The 21954-nt window shown below is 41.9% G+C and carries 20 protein-coding genes; 18 read left to right on the top strand and 2 right to left on the bottom strand.

Going from position 1 to position 21954, the window contains the following annotated elements; genetic code table 11:
- The first annotated feature begins 64 nt into the window (after positions 1-64).
- The 11 genes from OZX58_RS05395 to yjeM all read left to right on the top strand — a co-directional run bounded on the left by OZX58_RS05395 (position 65) and on the right by yjeM (position 11069).
- Positions 65-2158 (top strand): penicillin-binding protein 2, encoded by a 2094-nt coding sequence (locus OZX58_RS05395; RefSeq protein WP_277140572.1) that lies wholly within the window; start codon positions 65-67, stop codon positions 2156-2158.
- 84 nt (positions 2159-2242) lie between these two features.
- Positions 2243-2392 carry a 50S ribosomal protein L33 gene (gene rpmG / locus OZX58_RS05390; RefSeq protein WP_172999151.1) on the top strand — a complete coding sequence of 50 codons (150 nt, stop codon included), beginning with the start codon at positions 2243-2245 and terminating at the stop codon, positions 2390-2392.
- 57 nt (positions 2393-2449) lie between these two features.
- Positions 2450-3016: a 5-formyltetrahydrofolate cyclo-ligase gene (locus OZX58_RS05385; protein ID WP_277129406.1), complete on the top strand. Its 567-nt coding sequence runs from the start codon at positions 2450-2452 to the stop codon at positions 3014-3016.
- 15 nt (positions 3017-3031) lie between these two features.
- Entirely contained in the window at positions 3032-3709 is a 678-nt protein-coding gene (locus OZX58_RS05380; RefSeq protein ID WP_277140571.1) for a rhomboid family intramembrane serine protease, read from the top strand.
- Positions 3709-3927, top strand: coding sequence for a YqgQ family protein (locus OZX58_RS05375; RefSeq protein ID WP_277129408.1), 219 nt, complete (start codon positions 3709-3711; stop codon positions 3925-3927). Before OZX58_RS05380 ends, OZX58_RS05375 begins: the two co-directional genes overlap by 1 nt.
- A gap of 55 nt (positions 3928-3982) precedes the next feature.
- Entirely contained in the window at positions 3983-4387 is a 405-nt protein-coding gene (locus tag OZX58_RS05370; protein ID WP_277129409.1) for a rhodanese-like domain-containing protein, read from the top strand.
- Between the two features lie 70 nt (positions 4388-4457).
- A complete protein-coding gene (gene miaA, locus OZX58_RS05365; protein ID WP_277140570.1) occupies positions 4458-5378 on the top strand; it encodes a tRNA (adenosine(37)-N6)-dimethylallyltransferase MiaA in 921 nt (306 codons plus the stop codon).
- Positions 5371-6624 (top strand): methionine gamma-lyase family protein, encoded by a 1254-nt coding sequence (locus tag OZX58_RS05360; protein WP_277140569.1) that lies wholly within the window; start codon positions 5371-5373, stop codon positions 6622-6624. Before miaA ends, OZX58_RS05360 begins: the two co-directional genes overlap by 8 nt.
- 155 nt (positions 6625-6779) lie before the next feature.
- Positions 6780-8117: a type I glutamate--ammonia ligase gene (glnA, locus tag OZX58_RS05355; RefSeq protein ID WP_277140568.1), complete on the top strand. Its 1338-nt coding sequence runs from the start codon at positions 6780-6782 to the stop codon at positions 8115-8117.
- Positions 8118-8262: 145 nt separating this feature from the next.
- Positions 8263-9441 (top strand): MFS transporter, encoded by a 1179-nt coding sequence (locus OZX58_RS05350; protein ID WP_277140567.1) that lies wholly within the window; start codon positions 8263-8265, stop codon positions 9439-9441.
- Positions 9442-9572: 131 nt separating this feature from the next.
- Positions 9573-11069 (top strand): glutamate/gamma-aminobutyrate family transporter YjeM, encoded by a 1497-nt coding sequence (gene yjeM, locus OZX58_RS05345; RefSeq protein ID WP_277140566.1) that lies wholly within the window; start codon positions 9573-9575, stop codon positions 11067-11069.
- A 58-nt stretch (positions 11070-11127) separates the two neighbouring features.
- Here yjeM and pyrE read toward each other — a convergent pair whose 3' ends face one another.
- On the bottom strand, positions 11128-11769 hold the full coding sequence (gene pyrE / locus OZX58_RS05340) for an orotate phosphoribosyltransferase (protein ID WP_277140565.1): 642 nt from the start codon (positions 11767-11769) through the stop codon (positions 11128-11130).
- Position 11770: 1 nt separating this feature from the next.
- Entirely contained in the window at positions 11771-12478 is a 708-nt protein-coding gene (gene pyrF, locus OZX58_RS05335) for an orotidine-5'-phosphate decarboxylase (protein WP_277140564.1), read from the bottom strand.
- 248 nt (positions 12479-12726) lie between these two features.
- Between pyrF and OZX58_RS05330 the strand changes: the two genes are divergently transcribed.
- The 7 genes from OZX58_RS05330 (at position 12727) to carB (ending at position 21950) form a co-directional block, all read left to right on the top strand.
- The gene (locus tag OZX58_RS05330) at positions 12727-13584 is read left to right on the top strand and encodes a MetQ/NlpA family ABC transporter substrate-binding protein (RefSeq protein WP_277140563.1); all 858 of its coding nucleotides are present in this window, start codon (positions 12727-12729) and stop codon (positions 13582-13584) included.
- A gap of 90 nt (positions 13585-13674) precedes the next feature.
- Positions 13675-14598, top strand: a complete 924-nt coding sequence (locus OZX58_RS05325; RefSeq protein ID WP_277140562.1) for a dihydroorotate dehydrogenase — start codon at positions 13675-13677, stop codon at positions 14596-14598.
- Between the two features lie 147 nt (positions 14599-14745).
- Positions 14746-15291 (top strand): bifunctional pyr operon transcriptional regulator/uracil phosphoribosyltransferase PyrR, encoded by a 546-nt coding sequence (gene pyrR, locus OZX58_RS05320; RefSeq protein ID WP_277129419.1) that lies wholly within the window; start codon positions 14746-14748, stop codon positions 15289-15291.
- A gap of 168 nt (positions 15292-15459) precedes the next feature.
- Positions 15460-16416: an aspartate carbamoyltransferase catalytic subunit gene (locus OZX58_RS05315; RefSeq protein WP_277140561.1), complete on the top strand. Its 957-nt coding sequence runs from the start codon at positions 15460-15462 to the stop codon at positions 16414-16416.
- Positions 16416-17687, top strand: coding sequence for a dihydroorotase (locus tag OZX58_RS05310; protein WP_277140560.1), 1272 nt, complete (start codon positions 16416-16418; stop codon positions 17685-17687). Before OZX58_RS05315 ends, OZX58_RS05310 begins: the two co-directional genes overlap by 1 nt.
- A gap of 2 nt (positions 17688-17689) precedes the next feature.
- On the top strand, positions 17690-18775 hold the full coding sequence (locus OZX58_RS05305; RefSeq protein ID WP_277140559.1) for a carbamoyl phosphate synthase small subunit: 1086 nt from the start codon (positions 17690-17692) through the stop codon (positions 18773-18775).
- Entirely contained in the window at positions 18768-21950 is a 3183-nt protein-coding gene (gene carB, locus OZX58_RS05300; RefSeq protein WP_277140558.1) for a carbamoyl-phosphate synthase large subunit, read from the top strand. The genes OZX58_RS05305 and carB overlap by 8 nt, the downstream gene beginning before the upstream one ends.
- The last annotated feature ends 4 nt before the right edge of the window (positions 21951-21954 follow it).

Raw genomic sequence — 21954 nt, 5'->3', positions numbered from 1 at the left:
CAAGTGATAGAATTGGCGTCTGCTTTTTGTTAAAATAACTCTAGTTTAGAGAGGTTTGAATTAAGTGAAATATTCTAAAAAACATCGCGGAGCTGCTAATGCAAAAAGTCAATCATCAACACCGCTCAGAATGAAAATTATTTTAGGGATTATTTTTGTTCTGTTTGCGACGCTGATTGGCCAGCTAGCATATTTGCAGCTAGGTTATGGCTCACGCTTTAAGGCCGAAGTGCAGAAGTCTAATTCTGCTGTGGTATCAAGTCAGGTGCCGCGCGGCGTTATGTACGATAGTAAAGGCCGCGTTTTGGTTGGTAATAAGGCGCAGAATGCCATTACTTATACCAAAAGTGCTTCAACTACGTCCGACCAAGTATATTCAATTGCCAATGCTTTAAGTTATTACATTAGACTTAATGATGAAAAGCCAACTGAGCAGCAGGTAATTGATTATTATCTTGGTAATAAGGCTAACAGCACTAAGGAAACAGCTAAGGTACCTAAGTCGGTGCGCAATACCGAAGACGAAGAACTCATTAATAATGCAATCAACGATCAAGTGCGTAAGGAGCACATCAAGCTGACAACCCGTGAGAAGACAGCAGCTTTAATTTATAACAAAATATCGGGTGCATATACCCTATCAACAATTTATATTAAAAATCAGGGCCTAACTGATAAGGAAATTGCCGAGGTGGGTGAACACCTATCTAGCTTGCCTGGAGTTGGTATTGGGACTGATTGGCAGCGGTCCTATCCTAATGGCTCGTCTATTCAAAGTATCATCGGTTCAGTTTCAACTGAAAAAGCCGGCTTGCCAAGTGATAATTTGCAATATTACCTGACTAATGGTTATTCGCGTAATGACCGCGTGGGGACATCATACTTAGAAGAGGAATATGAACCGCTTTTAAAGGGAACGAAGTCCACCAGCAAGGTCTGGACCAAGTCTGATGGTAATATTGAACAGACTAAGTCGGTTTATTCTGGTCAGGCTGGTGCCAGTTTGGTTCTAACGCTTGATGCTAAGTACCAAAAGGAAGTTCAAAACGCACTCAAGCAGACCTATGCTTCAGCTATTGCTTCAGGAGCAGCCCATTATTCCAATGGGGCTTATGCCGTGGCAATGAACCCGCAGACTGGAGCTCTATTGGCCGTTGCTGGGATTAACCGCGACCCGAACAAGAATAAGACTGTTGATAACGCCCTAGGTGTCATTAACCAAACTTATGTTATGGGGTCAGTTGTTAAGGGGGCAATGGTCGGCGGCGGTCTGATTAATAAGGTAATTACCCCAACTAACAATACTTTGCCTGATACGCCGATTTATTTGCCAGGTTCGCCAATTAAGAAGTCTGTCTATCCAGTTGGGACATTTGGTGCTTTGGATGCACCGACAGCTCTTGAAGTATCAAGTAACATTTATATGATGCACCTAGCAATGAATTGGGTTCATGCTAAATATGTGCCTAAACAATTTATCAGTATGCCTGATACGGCTTTTGACACGCTGCGGCGTAACTTTAATATGTTTGGCTTAGGACAAAAGACAGGCGTTGACTTGCCAGGTGAATCGGCTGGGATTCAGGGTAAATCGTTTAATGCCCAAGGACAAATTCTGTCTGGGTCGGTCCTTGACCTGGCTTATGGTAACTATGATGCTTATACGCCAATTCAATTAGCGCAATATGTGTCCACGATTGCCAATGGCGGTTATCGTTTGCAGCCATATGTTGTGCAGTCAGTAGGTCATACGGCTACTAATGGTAAGAAAGTCTACATTGACTATAACAAGAAGCCTAATGTGCAATTACGGATTCCGTGGACTAGTGACGAGTTAGATGTTATCCATCAGGGGTTCTGGCGCGTTGTTCACGGGACTAATTCGTGGGGAACGGCTCATAAGTTAAAGGATGTTAAGCCGTCAATTTCGGGTAAATCCGGAACCGCCCAAACATTCTACTATGATCCTAATCATCCAAACCAGAAGAATCCGCCAGAGTTGATTAATGCGACCTTTGTTGGTTATGCACCGTCGAATAGTCCTAAGTTAGCAGTTGCGGTTGTTTTCCCAGGATTAGATCCAGATTTGGAAGGTTCATATACCTTGCAAATGGCCAAGGCAATGGTCCAAGATTACTTTAAATTGCATAAAAATTAGAAATTTGAGGATAACTCTGGTAAAACTTTCTAAAAAATGCTATCATAATTCAGTCAGAATAATAAATTGTAGGTGGTGAAAGAAATGGCAGATAACATCATTTTGGAATGCACCGAATGTGGCGACAGAAGTTACTTATCTAAGAAAAACAAGCGTAAGCATCCGGAACGTTTAAGTTTGAAGAAGTATTGCCCTGTTGAAAGACACGCAACTCTTCATCGTGAAACTAAGTAATAAACCAATATGGCAGGGGCATTTTGTTCCTGCTATTTTTTGTAGTGAAAGAAATCGATGAATAAAAAAGATTTACGGCAAAAACAAATCAGTCGATTACAAGATTTTGCAAAAACTGAACAAAAAGAACTGGAGGACCAGCAGCTGTTAGACAAAATAATGGCTTGGGATGAACTCCAAAATAGTCAAACAGTTGGCGTAACTTCTTCGCTTGCTTATGAGGTTGATACTTCACGGTTAATTGCTTTATTATGGGATCAAGGTAAGGATGTCTATTTAGCTAAGGCCTATAACAATCCAGAACGTTCACAAGATTTTCTGTATTATAGTTATATGACTAAGTTGACGACTTCTAAGTTTGGTGTTGTGGAAGTTGATGATCCGAATGCGAAAGTTAATAATGACTTGGACTTAATTATTGTGCCAGGACTTGCTTTTGCAAAGGATACACATCAGCGGCTTGGCTTTGGCGGCGGATATTATGATCGCTTTTTAGCTAAACATCAGCAAACTAAGACGGTTGCTCTAGTAAATTCACAGATGATTTTTAATAAGACTACATGGGACGTTGAACAAACGGATGTACCAATGCAAACGATTATTACTCCCAATGCAGTTTTGTAAGTTAGCGAGGCTATAATGCAAAAACAAAGTTTTAAAGATAGTTACATGACATGGACCATTTTAATTGTTTTGTTTGTGGTCTTTTTAATGGAAACTGCCCTAGGTGGTTCACAAAATTCTGGCGTTTTAATCAAAATGGGCGCGATGAGTAATTATGCTGTAGTGGCAGGCGGTCAATGGTGGCGCCTGTTTACCGCTCAATTCTTGCATATGGGAATTATGCATATTGTTTCTAATGCTGTAATGATTTATTATCTGGGCATCTACATGGAACAAATTTTGGGACATTGGCGCTTTTTAATTGTTTATTTGTTGTCTGGAATTGGTGGCAACTTGTTAAGTCTAGCAATGGGGAGCGACCAAGCAATCAGTGCTGGTGCTTCGACCGCACTTTTTGGGCTGATGGGTGCCATGACGGCAATCGGTTTGCGTAATCGAGATAATCCAGTACTTGTTTATTTGGGTAAACAGGCATTCTGGCTTGCAGTGATTAATATTGGACTTGATTTGTTTGATACCAATATTGATATTCAAGGTCATATCGGTGGTTTTGTCACTGGTTTACTTCTAGCAATTATTTTAGGTGATCGTGCTTTGCAGAAATATTCTGAAAAGTGGCGGGTAGTTGCTGCTTGTGTCCTCATAGTTTATGTAGTTGCTGCTGTTAGAATGGGTATGGTCATTAGATTCTAATGAAGAACTTATATGATGTTCAGCAGCTCCTTGAAAAATATGGTGTCCTTGTGCATGTTGGCAAACGCATTTGGGACATTGAGCTGATGGCGCTTGAACTTGACAATATTAATCGTTCACGCTTAATTGACAAGCATGATTACCTAATTGCGAAGATGATTTTGCGGCGTGAACATGAGCATGAAGAACGCAAAGAGAAAGAAAAGCATAGAAGCTAGGATAATTTAGTAGTAAAATTGTTCTTATAAGTTTATTTAGAAAAGAGTTAAATCAATGTCAACTTTTTTAATTATTTTGGATGTTGTCTTAGTAGTTGTCATTCTTGCTTTTGTTGCAGTTTGGCTATGGAATAAGTTCCAGACTAAGCGTCTCGGCAGCGGCGACTTAACCAATGAGGAATTTAACAAGGGAATGAGAAAGGCCCAAATCGTTGATTTACGTGAAAAAGCCCCATTTAAGAGAAAACATATTGATGGTGCACGTAACTTGCCTTATACCACCCTTAAATACCAATATAGCGAACTTAGAGCCGATTTGCCGGTTTATTTATACTCTGACTCATTAACCGTAACTTTGCGAGCTGCCAGATTTTTGCAAAAGAAGAAGTTTTCTTCAATTAAATGGTTGAAAAATGGTTTTGATGAGTGGAATGGTCGCACAAAAACATCTAAATATTAATTAGAAGAACATGTTTCGGGCACTCGCGCAAACATGTTCTTTGCTTTTATTAGGAAAAAGGATATTCGAGATGCAAAAAGTACTAGCAATTGTAGGGCCGACAGCGATTGGCAAGACCAGTTTGGCTATCAAATTAGCACAAAAGTTAAATGGTGAAATTGTTTCTGGTGATTCAATGCAGGTGTACCAAGAAGTAGCAATCGGCACGGCAAAAGCAACACCAGAGGAACAAGCTCAGGTTAAGCATTATTTGGTTGATACCCAATCGGTATTTGAGCCATATTCGGTTAAGGATTTTACTGAAGAGGCTCAATCAGCAATTAAGACAATTGTGGCTGCTGGTAAACTGCCAATACTAGTTGGTGGGACGGGCTTTTATGTTAATGCCCTGCTTAATCAGATGCAGCTGGGTGAAAAGGATGAGCACGAAACGGCAATTGCTGCCAAGTGGCAAGAATTTTTGGACGAGCAGGGGCCAGAAGCCTTGTGGCAGGAATTAAATAAGCGTGATCCTGCTGCTGCCAGTAAAATCCCCGTGGCCAATTCTCGGCGCAGTTTGCGGGCATTGACCGTAATTGAGCGAACAGGGCAGAAATTTTCCCAGCAGCAAACAGAAATTAAGCCGCGCTATGATTATTTAATTATTGGCTTAAATTCTGAACGGCAGGAAATTTACCGGCGAATTAACTTGCGAGTTGACCAAATGATGGCTCAGGGGATGCTTCAGGAAGCTGAATTTGTTTACCAAAATCGTGACCGGGAATATCAAATCTTGCAGGCAATAGGCTATAAAGAATTTTTCCCGTATTTAAAGGGCGAAAAAAGCCTGGCAGATTGTGTGGACCAGCTAAAGACCAGTTCAAGGCGGTACGCCAAACGACAATTGACATATTTTAGGCATCAATTACTTTGTCACTGGTTTGACCCGTTAAAAGATCAAAATTGTATTACAGAAATAGAAGAGAAAGTTGAGGAATGGCTCCATGAATAATTGGCCAGAAGAATTACAACAAATCGTTAAAGAAATTGATGCGCAAATCGCACCACAGCTTGCTAAGATTGATGACAATATTTTGTATAATCAGAACAAGGTTTTGCAGGCATTTAAGGATAAGGCAGTTGCAGAAGCTGACTTACAAGGAAGCACTGGTTATGGTTCAGACGATACTGGACGTGATAAGTTAGATCGGATTTATGCGCAGATTTTTCATACCGAAGATGCTCTTGTCCGCTCACAATTTGTATCCGGTACGCATACGATTGCCACGGCAATGGCTGGGAACTTGCTGCCAGGAGATGAATTAACTTACTTAACAGGAATGCCGTATGACACTCTGCAGCAGGTAATCGGCGTGGCTGGTGATGGCCGCGGCAGTTTGCAATCATACGGTGTCAAATTCTCGCATGTTGACCTAAAAGACGGTGAAGTTGATTATGATGCAGCGCGTAAATTGCTAAGTGAGCATCAACCTAAGATGGTCGTTATTCAACGTTCACGCGGCTATAATACTCGCCAGAGTTTCACCGTTGCCAAGATCAAGCCGATGATTGCGATGATTCGTGAAGTTAGCCCTAAGAGCATCATCATGATTGACAATTGCTATGGTGAATTTTCCGAAAAGCACGAACCAACTGAATATGGTGCTGACTTGATGGCTGGTTCATTGATTAAAAATGCCGGCGGTGGTTTAGCTAAAATTGGTGGTTATGTTGTCGGCAAGCATGAATTGATTGAAAATACTGCTGCACGTTTGACTGCTGGGGGCATTGGCCGCGAAGAAGGTGCCAGCTTGAATAATAACCTTGATTACTTCCAAGGCTTGTTTATTGCCCCGAATACAACGGGTAATGCAATTAAGGGTGCCATTTATTCGGCAGCACTTCTGGAACGCATGGGTGAAGAAGTAACGCCTAAGTGGAATGAAGACCGGACTGATTTGATTCAAACCGTGATTTTTAATGATCAGGACAAGATGATTCGTTTTGCCAAAGTTCTGCAGGAGAACTCACCGGTTAATTCCTTCGTTGACCCAATCCCAAGCAATGATACGGGTTATGAAGACAAGGTTATCATGGCTGACGGTTCCTTTGTCGAAGGAGCAAGTATTGAATTTTCTGGTGATGGTCCAATTCGCCCGCCTTACGCAATTTACATGCAAGGTGGACTGACTTACGCTCATGTGAAGATTGCCATCACGAATGCAGTAAATGAATTATTTTTTGCAAGTAATTCCTGAATTAATTAAAAAACGGTAAAGGTTGAAAAAACATACTAGACCACTTTGACTTTTGGACTAGGGTTTGGTATTGTATAAAACAGGTTTGATGCAGAACGAGGAAGTTTTGTTAGGACCAGACCAATTACTGTATGATTTTTTATTAGGTGAAAAAAATGGCAAAAACAATTACAGCAGATGATATTAGACAGAGCGTTGCTGATAATGACGTTCGCTTTTTACGATTGGCATTTACAGACATTAACGGTACTTCAAAGGCCGTTGAGGTGCCAAATAGCCAACTTGAAAAAGTTTTGAGTAATGACATTCGTTTTGATGGTTCTTCAATCGACGGTTTCGTTCGTTTGGAAGAAAGCGACATGGTTTTGTATCCAGATTTCTCAACCTGGGCAGTATTGCCATGGACTGACAGTCAAGGCGGCAAGATTGGTCGGCTGATTTGTTCAGTTCATACAACTGATGGTAAGCCATTTGCTGGTGACCCACGCAACAACTTGAAGCGGGTTGTTGAAGAGATGAAGACAATGGGCTTTTCTGCTTTTGACATTGGTTTTGAAGCAGAATTTCACTTGTTGAAGTTAGATGAGAATGGTGATTGGACTACTCAAGTGCCAGACCACGCTTCATACTTTGATATGACTTCAAATGATGAAAGTGCAAGTTGCCGTCGGGAAATTGTTGAAACACTTGAGAGCATTGGTTTTGAAGTTGAAGCTGCTCACCATGAAGTTGGTGACGGTCAACAAGAAATTGACTTTAAGTTCGATGATGCGTTAACAACTGCTGATCGTGTTCAAACCTTTAAGATGGTTGTTCGTGAAGTTGCCAGAAAACATAACTTGTTTGCAACGTTTATGGCTAAGCCGCTTCAAGGTCAAGCTGGTAACGGGATGCACACTAATATGTCCTTGTTCAAAGATGGCAAGAATGCCTTTTATGACAAGAATAATGAGTACCACCTTTCAAATACTGCGCTTTACTTCTTAAACGGAATTTTGACACACGCGCGGGCAATTACAGCAATTGGAAACCCAACTGTTAACTCATACAAGCGGTTGATTCCAGGCTTTGAAGCACCAGTTTATATTTCATGGGCTTCAAAGAACCGTTCACCAATGATCCGGATTCCATCAGCTGAAGAGATTAACACTCGTTTGGAAATGCGTTCTGCTGACCCAACTGCCAACCCATACTTGCTACTTGCAGCATGTTTAACTGCTGGACTTGACGGCATTAAGAAGCAAGAAATGCCAATGGATCCAATTACTTCTAACTTATTCGAAATGAGTGAAGAAAAACGTGAAGAATTGGGAATTAAACCATTGCCAGCAACTTTGCACAGTGCCTTAAAGGCATTCAAGGCCGACAAGTTAATCCAAGATGCTTTGGGTGACCACCTATCATCCAGTTTTATTTCTTCAAAGGAATTAGAATGGGCACAATATACCCAAACTGTTTCCGACTGGGAAAGAAATAAGTACATGGGTTATTAATTAAAAGATTGATTTATTCAAAAGAACTGCTTGATTATTTTCAGGCAGTTCTTTTTTGCTAATTATAAAATAAACAATCGAACCATTAATTAAACTTTTATTAAGTGGTAGAATTATAGTGTTAATGAATTTTGTGAGGTTAAAAGTGGCACAGCATAAATCAATTTATACTAAAGATGTAATATTGGTAATGGCAGCATCGTTCTTCTTTATGTTTAGTACGATGTTTGTCAATCCGCTAATTAATGGTTACGCCAAGAGTCTTGGTGCCAGCAGTGCATTTGCGGGAATTATCGTGGGAATTATGAGTATTGCCGCGATGTTTTTACGGCCAATTGCTGGTAACTTGACGGATAAGTTTTCTAAGTATCGTTTATCACTAATTGGCGGTGTTTTGATTTTTATTGGTGTAACTGGCTATGTCTTTGCTCCTAAAAGTGGTTGGCTGCTGCTGTTTAGGCTAATTAATGGTGCAGGGTACGTGTTAGATACAGTCTGCATGACAACTTGGCTGGCATTTTTAGTACCACGTGAGCATGTTGGTGAGGCCATGGGCTTTTATGGCTTAATGAATGCTTTAGCAATGGCTGTAGCACCAGCTTTGGCGATTAATGTTTATCAAAAAACAGGCTATCGCTTAGCGATTATTGCTTCCGCGGTATCTTCTTTTTTGATGATTATTACGATTAACTTTGTTGGCAACCATGCTAAGCCTAAGAAAAGGGCAATTGAAGTCAATGCATCCAAGCACTTCAAGATTATTGAAGTCAAAGATTTACCAATTGCTTTACTCACGACCTTGTTTGCCTTTCCGTATTTTGCGACTCAGGCAGACTTAGTAACTTATGCGGAAGAACGTCACCTGAATATCGCGGTTGGGTCATACTTCCTAATTTATGCCGTTGCTTTATTGGTAATTAGAATTGGCCTCAAGAATTTATTCGACACAGTTCGCTTTGGTGTGTGGTTTTGGCTCAGCACCATCGCTACGGCTATTTATTTGGTATTATTGGCCGTCATGAAAAGCAACTGGGAGATGGGACTCGCTGCTTGTGGAATGTCAATTGGTTATGGCGTCATCTATTCGGTCTTGCAGTCGACGGCATTACTGCTTGCGCCAATCAATGAGCAGGGCTTGGCCAGCAGCACCTTTTACTTGGGGCTTGATATTGGAATGTCCTTTGGACCAATTATTATGGGCTTTGTGAATGATTTGCTGCCGATTAAGTACTTCTATCCAGTCCAACTGCTGCTAATCCCATTAATGATTATTGTTTATCTGTGTTATCGCAAACGATTGAATAGTGCGATTAGTCATCATTAATTTATAAAGACAGGGTTGTTAATGCCTTGCCTTTTTTATTAAAGTAAAATTACACAAAGATAAGAGCTTTTGAATAAATACTCCAAAAGGTTCATAATAGTAAGGTCTATTTTGAAAAGGAGCTACTATTTATGGATAAAAAACAGCCGAACAAAATCACCCTCGGCACGTTAATTTTAATGATCTTCTCGTCCATCTTTGGATTCAGTAATTCACTGACCGCGTATTACCAAATGGGCTATGCAAGTATCATTTGGTATGTGATTGCGGCAATCTTGTTCTTTCTGCCGTCTGCATTAATCTTTGCGGAGTATGGCGCATCTTTTAAGGGCGTTAAGGGTGGTATTTTTTCTTGGCTTGAAGAATCGGCTAATGAAAAGGTCGCGTTTGTGGGGACCTTTATTTGGTTGGCTGCTTGGGTTGTATGGCTGGTTTCTTCCACGCAATTTTTCCTTGTGGCGCTGTCAACCTTAATTTCGGGTAAAGACATGACGCAAACCTGGCATTTGGGCTTCTTGTCATCAACACAACTCTTAGGTGTTCTTGAAGTTGCCTTCATGGTAATCGTCACATTTTTTGCTGCCAAAGGGATTGATAAAATTACGGCCGTTGATAAAGTCGGCGGGGCTTTTGCAATTATTATTGCTCTGGGCTTCATGCTGGCGTCACTAGTCGTATTTGCCTTTAGTCATGGGCATTTTGCTGAACCAGTTACAGCAATGAACTTTACCAAGTCGCCTAATCCGGCCTTTCAGACACCGGTAGCGGTATTATCATTTATTGTTTATGCGTTATTTGCTTATGGTGGTCTTGAAACTTCGGCTGGGGTCATTGATTCAGTTGACAAGCCTGAGAAGACTTTCCCCAAGGCCATGATGGGAGCAATGGCTTTGATGACTGGTCTTTATGTGATTAATATTTTAATGTGTGGTATTTCAACTAATTGGACTGCGATTCTGGGCGCAAAGAATGTCAACATTGCCAATATGGAATATGTCTTAGTCAACAATTTGGGAATTGTGATGGGCCATAGTATGGGTTTGTCGCAATCTACGACCTTGGCATTAGGAACAATCTTTTCTCGCCTTGCTGGCTTAGCTGACGTTTTGTCTGGAATTTCTGCAGCCTTCTTAATGGTTTATTCACCAATCAAGTCCTTTATTGAGGGCTGTGATGCGCGGTTATTACCTAAAAAATTAGTGAAATTGAATAAGCACAATATGCCTGAACGAGCAATGTGGGCACAGGCAGCACTTATTAGTGTCATTATCCTGTTTATATCCTTTGGTGGTAATGCTGCAGGACAATTTTATACGATTTTAATGGATATGATGAACGTTTCTTCAACCGTGCCGTACTTGTTCTTAATTGGGGTATTCCCGTTCTTCAAGATGAAGAAGGATATCGACCGGCCGTTTGTCTTTATCAAAGGTAAAGGCAAGGTGTGGGCAGTAACGATTATTGTCTGGCTGGTTGTTGCCATGGGAATTATCTTTACTTGCGTTGAACCAATGTTATCTGGGGACTACATGACGTCGTTCTGGACGGCAATTGGACCAGTTGCCTTTGGTGTCATTGCTTATGTCTATTACACTTACCGTGAACACCATGACGCAAAATTAGCTTAATTATAAAAAATCACCTGTTGCACTTCATAGTAACAGGTGATTTTTTAGTTTTTGGCTATTATTCCTGGTTAAACTTTTTGCCCCATTGCCAAGGGTCTTCATGCCAAGTCTTAAGTGCATTATATTCAGCTTCCGTGATATAATGCAGCTCTTTTTCTTTTGCCAGCAATTCCGGATAAGAAAGCAGGGGATTGAAGGCAACATTGGCTGCCGCAAAATTTTGCTTGGCGTCTGGTAAATAATACGTAAAAATTGAACTGACACCAATGACATTACCGCCCTCATTCTGGGTTGCCTTAACTGCATTTAAGACGGAACCGCCGGTGGTAATTAAATCGTCAATCAAAACAATTTTGTCTTGATCGGTAAAACGACCTTCAATTTGGCGGCCCTTGCCATGATCTTTAGGCTTTGGCCGGACATAAATCATTGGCAGGCCGAGTTTAGCTGCGACCAATGCAGCATGAGGAATACCAGCAGTTGCAACACCACCAATAATCGTGGCATCTGGAAATTTAGCTTTAATTAAGGCAGCTAAATCACTAGCAATCCAATCGCGCAAGTCAGGATAAGAAACTGTCAGGCGTAAATCCGTATAAATGGGTGAAAGCATGCCGCTGGCATAAGTGAATGGCTTGTTAGGCGACACCGTAATGATTTTTTCGGCGATTAATTTGGCAATAATTTGTTCTTGATGCATGTTAGTTAAACTCCTTCTTAATTGCTTGATAGGCGATTTGTGGATCAGCCGCTTGGGTAATTGGGCGGCCAACAACAATTGCACTAGCACCATATTCTTTGGCCTGTTTTGGTGTAGCGACACGCTTTTGGTCACCATTGCTAGTTTGAGCAGGTCTAATTCCTGGCGTAACGTAGAGAAAGTCAGGACCAATTCGTGACCGAAGATTTTCAACTTCTAGTGGCGAGCAAATAACGCCATCGGCGCCGGCTTTTTGTGCTGTTTGGGCAAGACTAACGACTTGCTCGGTCATTGGCAGTTGACAATTTTGCTCATCTTGCAAAATTGCATCAGAAATTGAGGTTAATTCTGTCACTGCTAGGAGTTTAGGCACACTTTGACCAGCTGGTGTGCCAGCAATTAAGCCGTCTTTAGCAGCCTTAATCATTTCGCTGCCGCCTAATGCGTGGATAGTAATGCAAAAGACGTTTAGCGCGGCTAATTGTTTGGCAGCATTATAGACAGTGTTAGGGATGTCGTGCAATTTTAAGTCTAAGAAAATGTGGTATCCCTGTTCGCTTAGCTGTTTAACTAAGGCACTTCCAGAATGATAAAAAAGTTCCATGCCAATTTTTAAGTAAGTTTCTTGCGGTATGCCAAGTTTTGGCAAAAGTTGTGCAACTTCCTGCTCGTTAGCATAATCTAGGGCGACGAAAACTGCTTTTTCCATTGCAAACCTCCAAAAAAGTCTATTTTGGCACAGAGCGCGTCAAAATAGACTTTTTGGGTAATTTAGTCATGTTTAACTTGCGGTCTCTCTGTACCGTTTAAAGTTCATCGCTAGTCAGTTTAGCATCATCTTATCCAAAAGACAACTAATTTTTGCCGGTAATTTTAATAAATGTTAATGCTAGTAGTTTATTTTGGTATAATTATTATAAATTTAAGTGAATTTTTTATTAAGAAAAGGAATAAAAAATGAGTAAGAAGCGAAAGAAACATATTATTACTTGGACAATTATTGCCTTAGTTTTGCTGGTTGCCGGCTGGTTTAGCTTCGGCCCAGGAATTTCTAATAATACGTCCAAGCAGCGGGTGGTAACGATTGGCGTTGTCGGTGAAAGTAATTCTGAACATGTAATTTGGCAGCATGTTGCGCAAAAGGCCAAGCGGGATTATGGCATTATTGTTAAGACCAAGGTATTTACGGATTACAATCAACCGAATAAGGCTTTGCGTGATGGTGAGATTGATCTAAATGCAATTCAGACAACAACATTTATGCATACTTGGTCAAAGGCTAACCATGCCAATATCGTTTCAATTGGTAAAACTTATATTGCGCCAATTCGGCTATATTCCAAGAAGTATCACAAGTTAAGTCAGTTGCCGCAAGGTGCCACGATCGCGATCCCTAATGATGCCGCAACGGAATCCCGAGCACTCCATGTTTTAAAAAATGCTAAGTTAATCCGGTTGACTACGGGTAAAAAGTTGAAGACGATCGCGGATATTACAAGTAATCCGTGGCATATCAAGATTAAAGAGGTTAGTGACGAGCAATGCGCGCGAATTATTAATTCGGTTGATGCCGTAATTGTTAATAATGATTTTGCCGTGCCAGCAGGTCTTGGCCCTAAAGAGACGATTTATGTTGAGCCAATCAATAAGGAGTCCGCGGGAGCAATTAATAATATCTGTACTACGGCAGTCAAAAAGAACGATCCGGACTACAAGAACGTTGTAAAATGTTACCAAACTGCAGAAACCAAGAAACTTTATCGCAAGTTTTATGGTTCAATGCAGCAGGCTGTGTGGGACGTCGAGTTGAAATAAAAATTAAATCTTGGCAAATAATTAAAAACGTGTAAAATAAACTGCGAAAATAATTGTAATGTCTGTGAGCATACATTTTTGGAGGTAAAGATGACTAATCTTAGTGTAAAATTACCCGGTCTGCACCTGAAAAATCCGGTGATGCCAGCAAGTGGAACTTTTGGCTTCGGCGATGTTCCCGCTGCTAACAAGTTTGACCTAAATGAGTTAGGAGCGTTGGTACTGAAAACAACAACACCGCAAGCACGGCTGGGTAATCCGCAGCCGCAAATTGCAGTGTTAGAATCTGGTGTGCTAAATTCGGTAGGATTAACTAATCCCGGAGTTAACAAGGTTGTCAGTGAAAAAATCCCAGCTGTGCGTCAAAAATATCCCAACTTGCCAATTATTGCTAGTGTTGGCGGCGGCAGTAAGTCTGACTATGTGCAGGTAGCAAAAGAATTGTCCGCATCTGGTTTGGTAGATGCATTAGAACTTAATTTTTCCTGTCCTAATGTGGCTCGCGGCGGCATGACCTTTGGCGTTCATCCGGAATTGGTCGAGCAGCTGATAACTGCCATTAAACAAGTAGTTGAGGTGCCAATTTATGTCAAGTTAACACCCAATGTTACCTCAATTACTGAGATTGCCCGCGCTGCAGAATCTGGTGGTGCTGATGGTTTGTCGCTAATTAATACAGTGATGGGTTTGCGGATAAACCTTGAAACGCGCAAGCCATTTTTAGGTAATAATGTTGGCGGTCTTTCGGGCAGTGGTATTAAGCCGCTTGCGCTATATCAAGTTCACCAGGTTTATCAGGCAACTAAGCTGCCGATTATTGGGATGGGCGGCATTGCAAGTGCTGAAGACGTAGTTGAATTTATGCTGGCAGGGGCCAGTGCCGTGGCCGTTGGCAGTGCGCATTTTCACGATGATTTAGCCTGCCCGCATATTATTCAAAAATTACCGGCACTGCTAAATAAGTTAGGTGTTAGCGATATCAATGATCTTGTCGGTCAAGTTCAATTTAATTAAAAATTTAATTTGACAATTATAATAATTGTCCGTATATTTAACTTAATATTCCTTTAATTAGTCCAGAGAGGCTAGCAAGGCAATCAAGTTAGCGCCTGGTCTCATCGACTAGGTGCTTTTATTTTGGGGATATGAGAGGAGAACAAGATGGCAAAAGAAATTTGGGATGCGCTCGCAATGAAGCGGGCACTAACAAGAATTACTTATGAAATTATTGAACGTAATAAGGGAACCGAGAACTTGGTGCTTGTTGGCATTAAGACGCGTGGTGTGTATTTGGCTAAACGGATTCATGACCGCATTCAAAAGTTGGAGGGTGTCGATGTTCCCCTAGGGCAACTGGATATTACCCTCTACCGTGATGACCGTCATGACGCAACTCTTAAACAGGATCCGGTTGTCAATTCCAATAAAGTTGGAGTTGAGATTGCCGATCAACATGTTGTCCTTGTTGATGACGTTATTTATACGGGGCGGACAATTAGGGCAGCAATGGACGCCCTGATGGACATTGGTCGACCAAGTTCAATCGCTGTTGCGGTTCTGGTTGACCGCGGTCACCGCGAATTGCCAATTCGGGCAGATTTTGTTGGAAAAAATATCCCGACGTCTTCAACAGAACAAGTTGCTGTTAGTGTTGAGGAAGTTGACGGGCAGGATAGCGTAAAATTAAAGCCGTTACCGGAAGAATAACATAATTTAGTTAATTTAATCATTCAACCATTTAATTGACTCCAGAGAGGGTCAGAAGGGTTTGAGTTCTTTTGGAGTATCTTAAAATAGGCCCAAAATCCCTTTTGATTAACCTGGAGCAATCTAAATGCTTCAGGTTTTTTGTATCTTAAAGAAAGGGTTTCGACCATGAAAAATTATAATCTTGTTAGTTTACCGCATTTTGTTAGTGTCGCCGGCTTGCAGGCAGATGAAGTACGCGCCTTGATTGACCGTGCAGAGTACTTTAAGCGTGGAGGGGCTATACCCAAATTGGCTAGGCCAGTTTATGTGACTAACATGTTTTTTGAAAATTCAAGCAGAACCCATACCAGCTTTGAAATTGCGGAGCGCAAATTAGGCTTAACAGTTATTCCCTTTGATCCGGCTCATAGTTCAGTTAAAAAAGGTGAGACCTTATATGATACCTCGCTAACTATGGCGGCCTTGGGGGTTAACCTTGAAGTTATTCGCCATCCGCAAAATGAATATTACAATGAGTTAATTTCTTTAGCGCCTGAGCAGCACTTAAGCATTGGCGTCATTAATGCCGGTGATGGCAGTGGTCAGCACCCATCGCAATGTCTGCTTGACATGATGACAATTCATGAGCACTTTGGTCATTTTGAGAATTTGAAAGTAGCGATCGTTGGTGACATTACCAATTCTCGGGTCGCCAAAAGTAATATGGAGTTATTAACTCAGCTTGGTGCGCAAGTTTACTTTTCTGGACCAGAATATTGGTATGACAAGCAGTTTGACCAATATGGGCAGTTTGCCCCGCTTGACGATCTGATTGGTCAAGTTGATGTGATGATGTTACTGCGCGTTCAGCATGAGCGTCATGCAGGTGACCTGAATGAAAGTAAGTTTGACCCAATGCAATATCACGAGCAATTTGGGATTAATGAGCGCCGCTATCATGCACTAAAAAAGGATGCAATTATCATGCATCCAGGTCCGATTAATCGTGATGTTGAACTAGCTGGCAAATTAGTTGAAGCACCCAAGAGTATGTTTGTTCGTCAGATGCAAAATGGGGTCTTTATGCGCATGGCAATGATTGAGGCGGTACTGCGCGGTCGCCAGTTGGGAGGGCTAGAATAATGGCTACAGTCATTAAAAATGGTCAAGTCTGTTTGGACAACCGACTTACCCAGTGCGATATTTTAATTAAAAATGGCTGCATTAATGCTATTGGTCAAGATTTGACGGCTGAGAAAGTCATTGACGCGCAAGATAAGCTGGTCAGTCCGGGTTTGATCGACATGCATGTTCATTATCGTGATCCTGGCCAAACAGCAAAGGAAAATGTTCATTCGGGGACGCTGGCTGCAGCTCATGGCGGTTTTACAACTACCGCGGCAATGCCAAATGTGGTGCCGGTTCCCAATACTGCTGAATTACTGCAAAAGATGGTAACTAATAATAAGCAGAATGGTGTCGTCCATGTTTTACAATACGGGCCAATTACAGTTGATGAAGTTGGCGATACTCTCCCTGACTATGCTAGTTTAAAAAAAGCTGGCGCAATTGCTCTAAGTAATGACGGCAAGGGCGTACAGAATGCACAAACAATGTACAATGCAATGCAGCAGGCAAAAGACAATCATCTAATCATTGCCGAACATGCTCAAGATGACACGCTTTTTAATCTTGGGGTAATTAATAGTGGTCCAAAGGCAGCAGAATTTGACTTGCGACCCATTACAGAACTAGCAGAAACCACGCAAATTGCGCGCGACCTGTTACTGGCTGCTAAGACTGGTGTGCATTATCATGTTTGCCATGTTTCAACTAAGACCAGTGTTGACTTAATCAGAATTGCCAAAAAGCGTGGTGTATACGTTACCTGTGAAGCAGCACCGCATCATCTGTTGTTAACAGAAAATGATATTACACAAAACGACAGTAATTTTAAGATGAACCCGCCGTTAAGGTCAAAAGAAGACCAACAGGCATTAATTGCCGGACTGCTTGATGGGACAATTGATATGATTGCTACGGATCATGCACCACATACCCAGCAGGATAAGGCAGGTGGCTTTAGCAGAGCAGCTTTTGGCATTACTGGTAGTGAGACAGCCTTTAGTGAGCTTTATACGCAGCTAGTCAAGACAGGGTGCTGCAGTATAACGCAATTACTCGCTTGGTTAACAATTAAGCCGGCGACGGTTTTTAACTTGCAACATGCGGGGAGGATTGCAATTGGTGAACCGGCAGATATTGCCATTTTTGACTTGCAGGCTAAGAAAAAATTACACCAGCAGGACTACCTTTCAAAAAGTTGTAATACACCGTTTACCGAAGACATAGTTTATGGACCAACGATAATGACAATGGTTTCTGGACGCGTAGTTTATCAAGTAAAGGAGTAATAATGAAGTATCTGATTTTGGAAGACGGCAGTATCTATCAGGGCGAAGGCTTCGGTGCTGCATGTGAAGCAAAAGGTGAAGTGGTCTTCACAACGGGGATGACCGGTTATCAGGAAGCGATTACGGATCAATCTTATGCCGATCAGATTTTAGTGTTCACTAACCCTCTGATTGGTAATTATGGCATTACACTAGCAGATTATGAATCGCTTGAACCGGGAATTAAGGGCGTGATTTGTCATCAAGTGGCGCATCATCCTGATAACTGGCGCATGCAGACAACCTTGCCAGACTTTCTTAAAAAATTAAATATTCCCGGTATTCAAGGAATTGATACGCGTGCTTTAGTTAAAAAATTGCGGCTGCATGGTACAATGCGCGGTCAGATTGCTAATTCTGCGGCTGATGCAGCCCAAATTGCTCAAGCCCTACAAAAAGAAAATTTAACTAAGGGAGCAGTTAGCCGGGTGTCGACAACCCGCTCGTATCCAGTACCTGGTTCCAAGCGCAATATTGTGGTGGTTGATTTTGGTATCAAAAATAGTATTCTGCGCGAATTAGTGCAGCGTGATTGTAACTGTATTGTCGTGCCGTACAATACCACAGCTGAACGCATTCTAAGTTTGCATCCAGACGGGGTATTACTTTCTAACGGTCCCGGTAATCCTGAGGAAATGTCGCGTGCTGCGACGATGGTGCGAGAAGTTGAGCAGTATTTGCCATTAATGGGGATCTGTATGGGGCATCAAGTTTTTGCTTTGGCGAATGGTGCCGAGACGTTCAAAATGAAATTTGGTCATCGAGGACTTAATCACCCAGTTCGCGAAATTGCGACCGGTAATATTGGCTTTAGTTCGCAGAATCATGGCTACGCGGTTAAGGCAGAATCAATTGCGGCAACTGACTTAATGGTAACTCACGTTGAAGTTAATGACGGTACAATTGAAGGTCTGCGCCATAAGAAGTATCCGGCATTTTCGGTGCAGTTTCATCCAGATGCAACTCCTGGACCACACGATCAGCAAGGGATTTTTGATTACTTTATGCAAATGATCGATCAAAGAAAGGAAGCTAAGCAACATGCCTAAAAGAACAGATATTCATAAAATTATGGTCATCGGCTCGGGACCGATAATTATTGGCCAAGCAGCAGAATTTGACTATTCGGGAACGCAGGCGTGTCTAGCTTTGCGCGAAGAGGGCTACGAAGTCGTGCTGGTTAATTCCAATCCAGCAACGATTATGACGGATACTGAAATTGCCGACAAGGTTTATCTTGAACCGTTGACAGTTGATGCAATTTCGCGAATTATTCGTCAAGAATATCCCGATGCAATTTTGCCGACACTAGGCGGTCAAGTCGGCCTGAACATGGCTTTATCTTTAGCTGAAAGCGGCATCTTACAGGAATTAGGGATTGAACTTTTAGGAACTAAGCTTGCGTCAATCGAGCAGGCAGAAGATCGCGAAGAGTTTAAACAATTATGTCAGCAGTTGGGCGAGCCGGTTCCACCATCCAAAAGTGTCAAAACTGTCGCTGAGGCATTGGCATTTGGGGATGAAATTGGCTACCCAATCATTGTTCGTCCGGCTTTTACCATGGGTGGCACTGGTGGCGGAATTTGCAACGACCATGATGAACTTGCACGTATTGCCAAGAACGGCTTGGAATTATCGCCGGTTACTGAATGTTTAGTAGAAAAGTCGATCGCTGGCTACAAAGAGATTGAATTTGAAGTCATGCGCGATCATGCTGATAACACAATGATTGTTTGCTGCATGGAAAATTTTGATCCTGTTGGTATTCATACTGGTGATTCGATTGTCTTTTCACCATCACAGACACTGTCAGACAAGGAATATCAACTATTGCGCGATTGTTCGTTGCGCTTGATTCGAGCATTGAAGATTGAGGGTGGCTGCAACGTGCAGCTAGCACTTGATCCAAAGAGCTTTAATTATGATGTGATTGAAGTTAATCCAAGAGTGTCACGTTCATCGGCTCTAGCTTCGAAGGCAACGGGTTATCCGATTGCCAAGATGGCTGCGAAAATTGCGGTTGGTCTGACGTTGGATGAAATCAAAAATCCGGTAACGGGGACAACTTTTGCAGAGTTTGAGCCGTCACTGGATTATGTTGTTTGCAAAATTCCCCGCTGGCCGTTCGATAAGTTTCCTAAAGCTAACCGCGAACTCAGTACCCAGATGAAGGCAACAGGTGAGGTGATGGCGATTGGGCGCACAGCTGAGGAAGCCTTTCAAAAAGCTGTCAGGTCGCTAGAAATTGATCAAAAAGACTTTTATTCTGCAGATGCTCATAAGGCAAGTGATGAGGATTTGGAACAAAAGCTGGTTAAGGCACAAGACGATCGCCTCTTTTATCTTGCCGAAGCCTTTCGCCGGGGCTATTCGATGACGGATATCCATGAATTGACCAAAATCAATTTTTATTTTTTGGATGTTGTGCGCCACATCGTTGATATGGAGAAGACCATTACGGCACATCCAGACGATATTACTGTACTTAAGACAGCCAAGAAGTACGGCTTTAGCGACCAGACAATTGGTAAATTATGGCATCACACACCTGAACAAGTAAGGCAGGTGCGTAAACAGCATGGCATTGTTCCTGTTTACAAAATGGTTGATACCTGTGCGGCAGAATTTGCTTCGCAAACGCCATACTTTTATTCAACTTATGACCTAGAAAATGAGAGTCAACGTGATCATAAAAAATCAGTCTTGGTGATTGGCTCTGGTCCAATTAGAATTGGTCAGGGGGTTGAGTTTGATTATGCAACCGTGCATTCCGTTAAGGCATTGCAGAAGATGGGTTATGAAGCAATTGTTATTAATTCTAACCCAGAAACGGTTTCGACTGACTTTTCAATTTCTGATAAATTATACTTTGAACCTTTGACACTGGAAGATGTGCTTAATGTTTGTGACTTGGAACAGCCAGAAGGGATTATCATTCAGTTTGGCGGACAGACGTCAATTAACCTGGCTGCAGGACTGGAAGAACACGGCATTAAAGTACTAGGAACAAGTGTCGAAGATTTAAATTGTGCCGAAGATCGCGAATTATTCGATCAGGCAGTTAAAGAGTTGCATTTAAAGCAGCCGCAGGGAATTACGGCGACAAGCCACGCAGGCGTTATTCAGGCAGCGGCTAAACTAGGGTATCCAGTTTTGGTGCGCCCAAGTTATGTTCTTGGCGGTAAAGCAATGGCAATTGTGTACAGTCAAGATGAATTAGAAGATTATTTACACGACCATGTAGATATTGCCAGCAGTCACCCAATTTTAGTAGATGATTATTTAGATGGTCGGGAGTGCGACGTTGATGCTATTTGTGATGGCGAGCAGGTGCTGATTCCCGGAATTATGGAACATATTGAACATGCCGGTGTGCATTCAGGTGATTCAATGGCTGTTTATCCGGCGCAAACTTTTTCAACTGAAGTTAAGCAAAAAATTGCCAAACTTACCAAGGAATTGGCATTAAAACTAAATTGCCGCGGAATTATGAACTTGCAGCTAATTGAACGGGACAATGAAATTTACATTATTGAAGTTAATCCCCGTGCTAGTCGAACAGTACCGTTTTTAAGTAAAGTTACCGGTATTGAAATGGCCCAGGTTGCAACGCGAGTGATTATGGGGCAAAGTCTACGCAGTCAAGGCTATGCCGACGGCTTGGCACCAGAACCAAAATTGGTTAGTGTAAAAGCACCTGTTTTTTCATTCAGTAAACTAGCTGATGTTGATAGTTATTTGGGACCAGAAATGAAGTCAACAGGTGAGGTAATGGGTAGTGATGTGAGTTTTGCAAAGGCTCTCTATAAGGCTTTTGCCGGTGCGGGGATGCAGATTCCTGATAGTGGTAATGTATTGTTAACCATTGAGGATCGTGATAAAGAGGCGATTTTACCCTTAGCGCAAAAATTCGCCCAGATTGGCTATCGGATATTTGCAACCAGTGGAACTGCGGCGTTTTTGCAAAAGCATAATCTACATGTGACCTTGCTTAGCAAAATTCATCAGCAGGCAGACAGTAATTTGTTAACAGAATTGCGCAGCGGTAAGATTGATCTGGTAATCAATACAATGGGGCATGATCTAACGAAGAATTCTGATGGTTTTATTATCAGACAGACCGCAATTCAACAGAATGTACCGCTAATTACGAGCTTAGATACAGCACGCGCACTATTAACGGCGCTAGCCAATCGGTCATTTTTAACAACTAGTTTGAAGTAAAAGA

Origin of the sequence: Lactobacillus sp. ESL0680 (assembly GCF_029392855.1) — a bacterium.
GTDB lineage: Bacteria > Bacillota > Bacilli > Lactobacillales > Lactobacillaceae > Lactobacillus.
The sequence above is the reverse complement of the archived record's forward strand: the minus strand, read 5'-3'. Positions and strand labels throughout refer to the sequence as shown.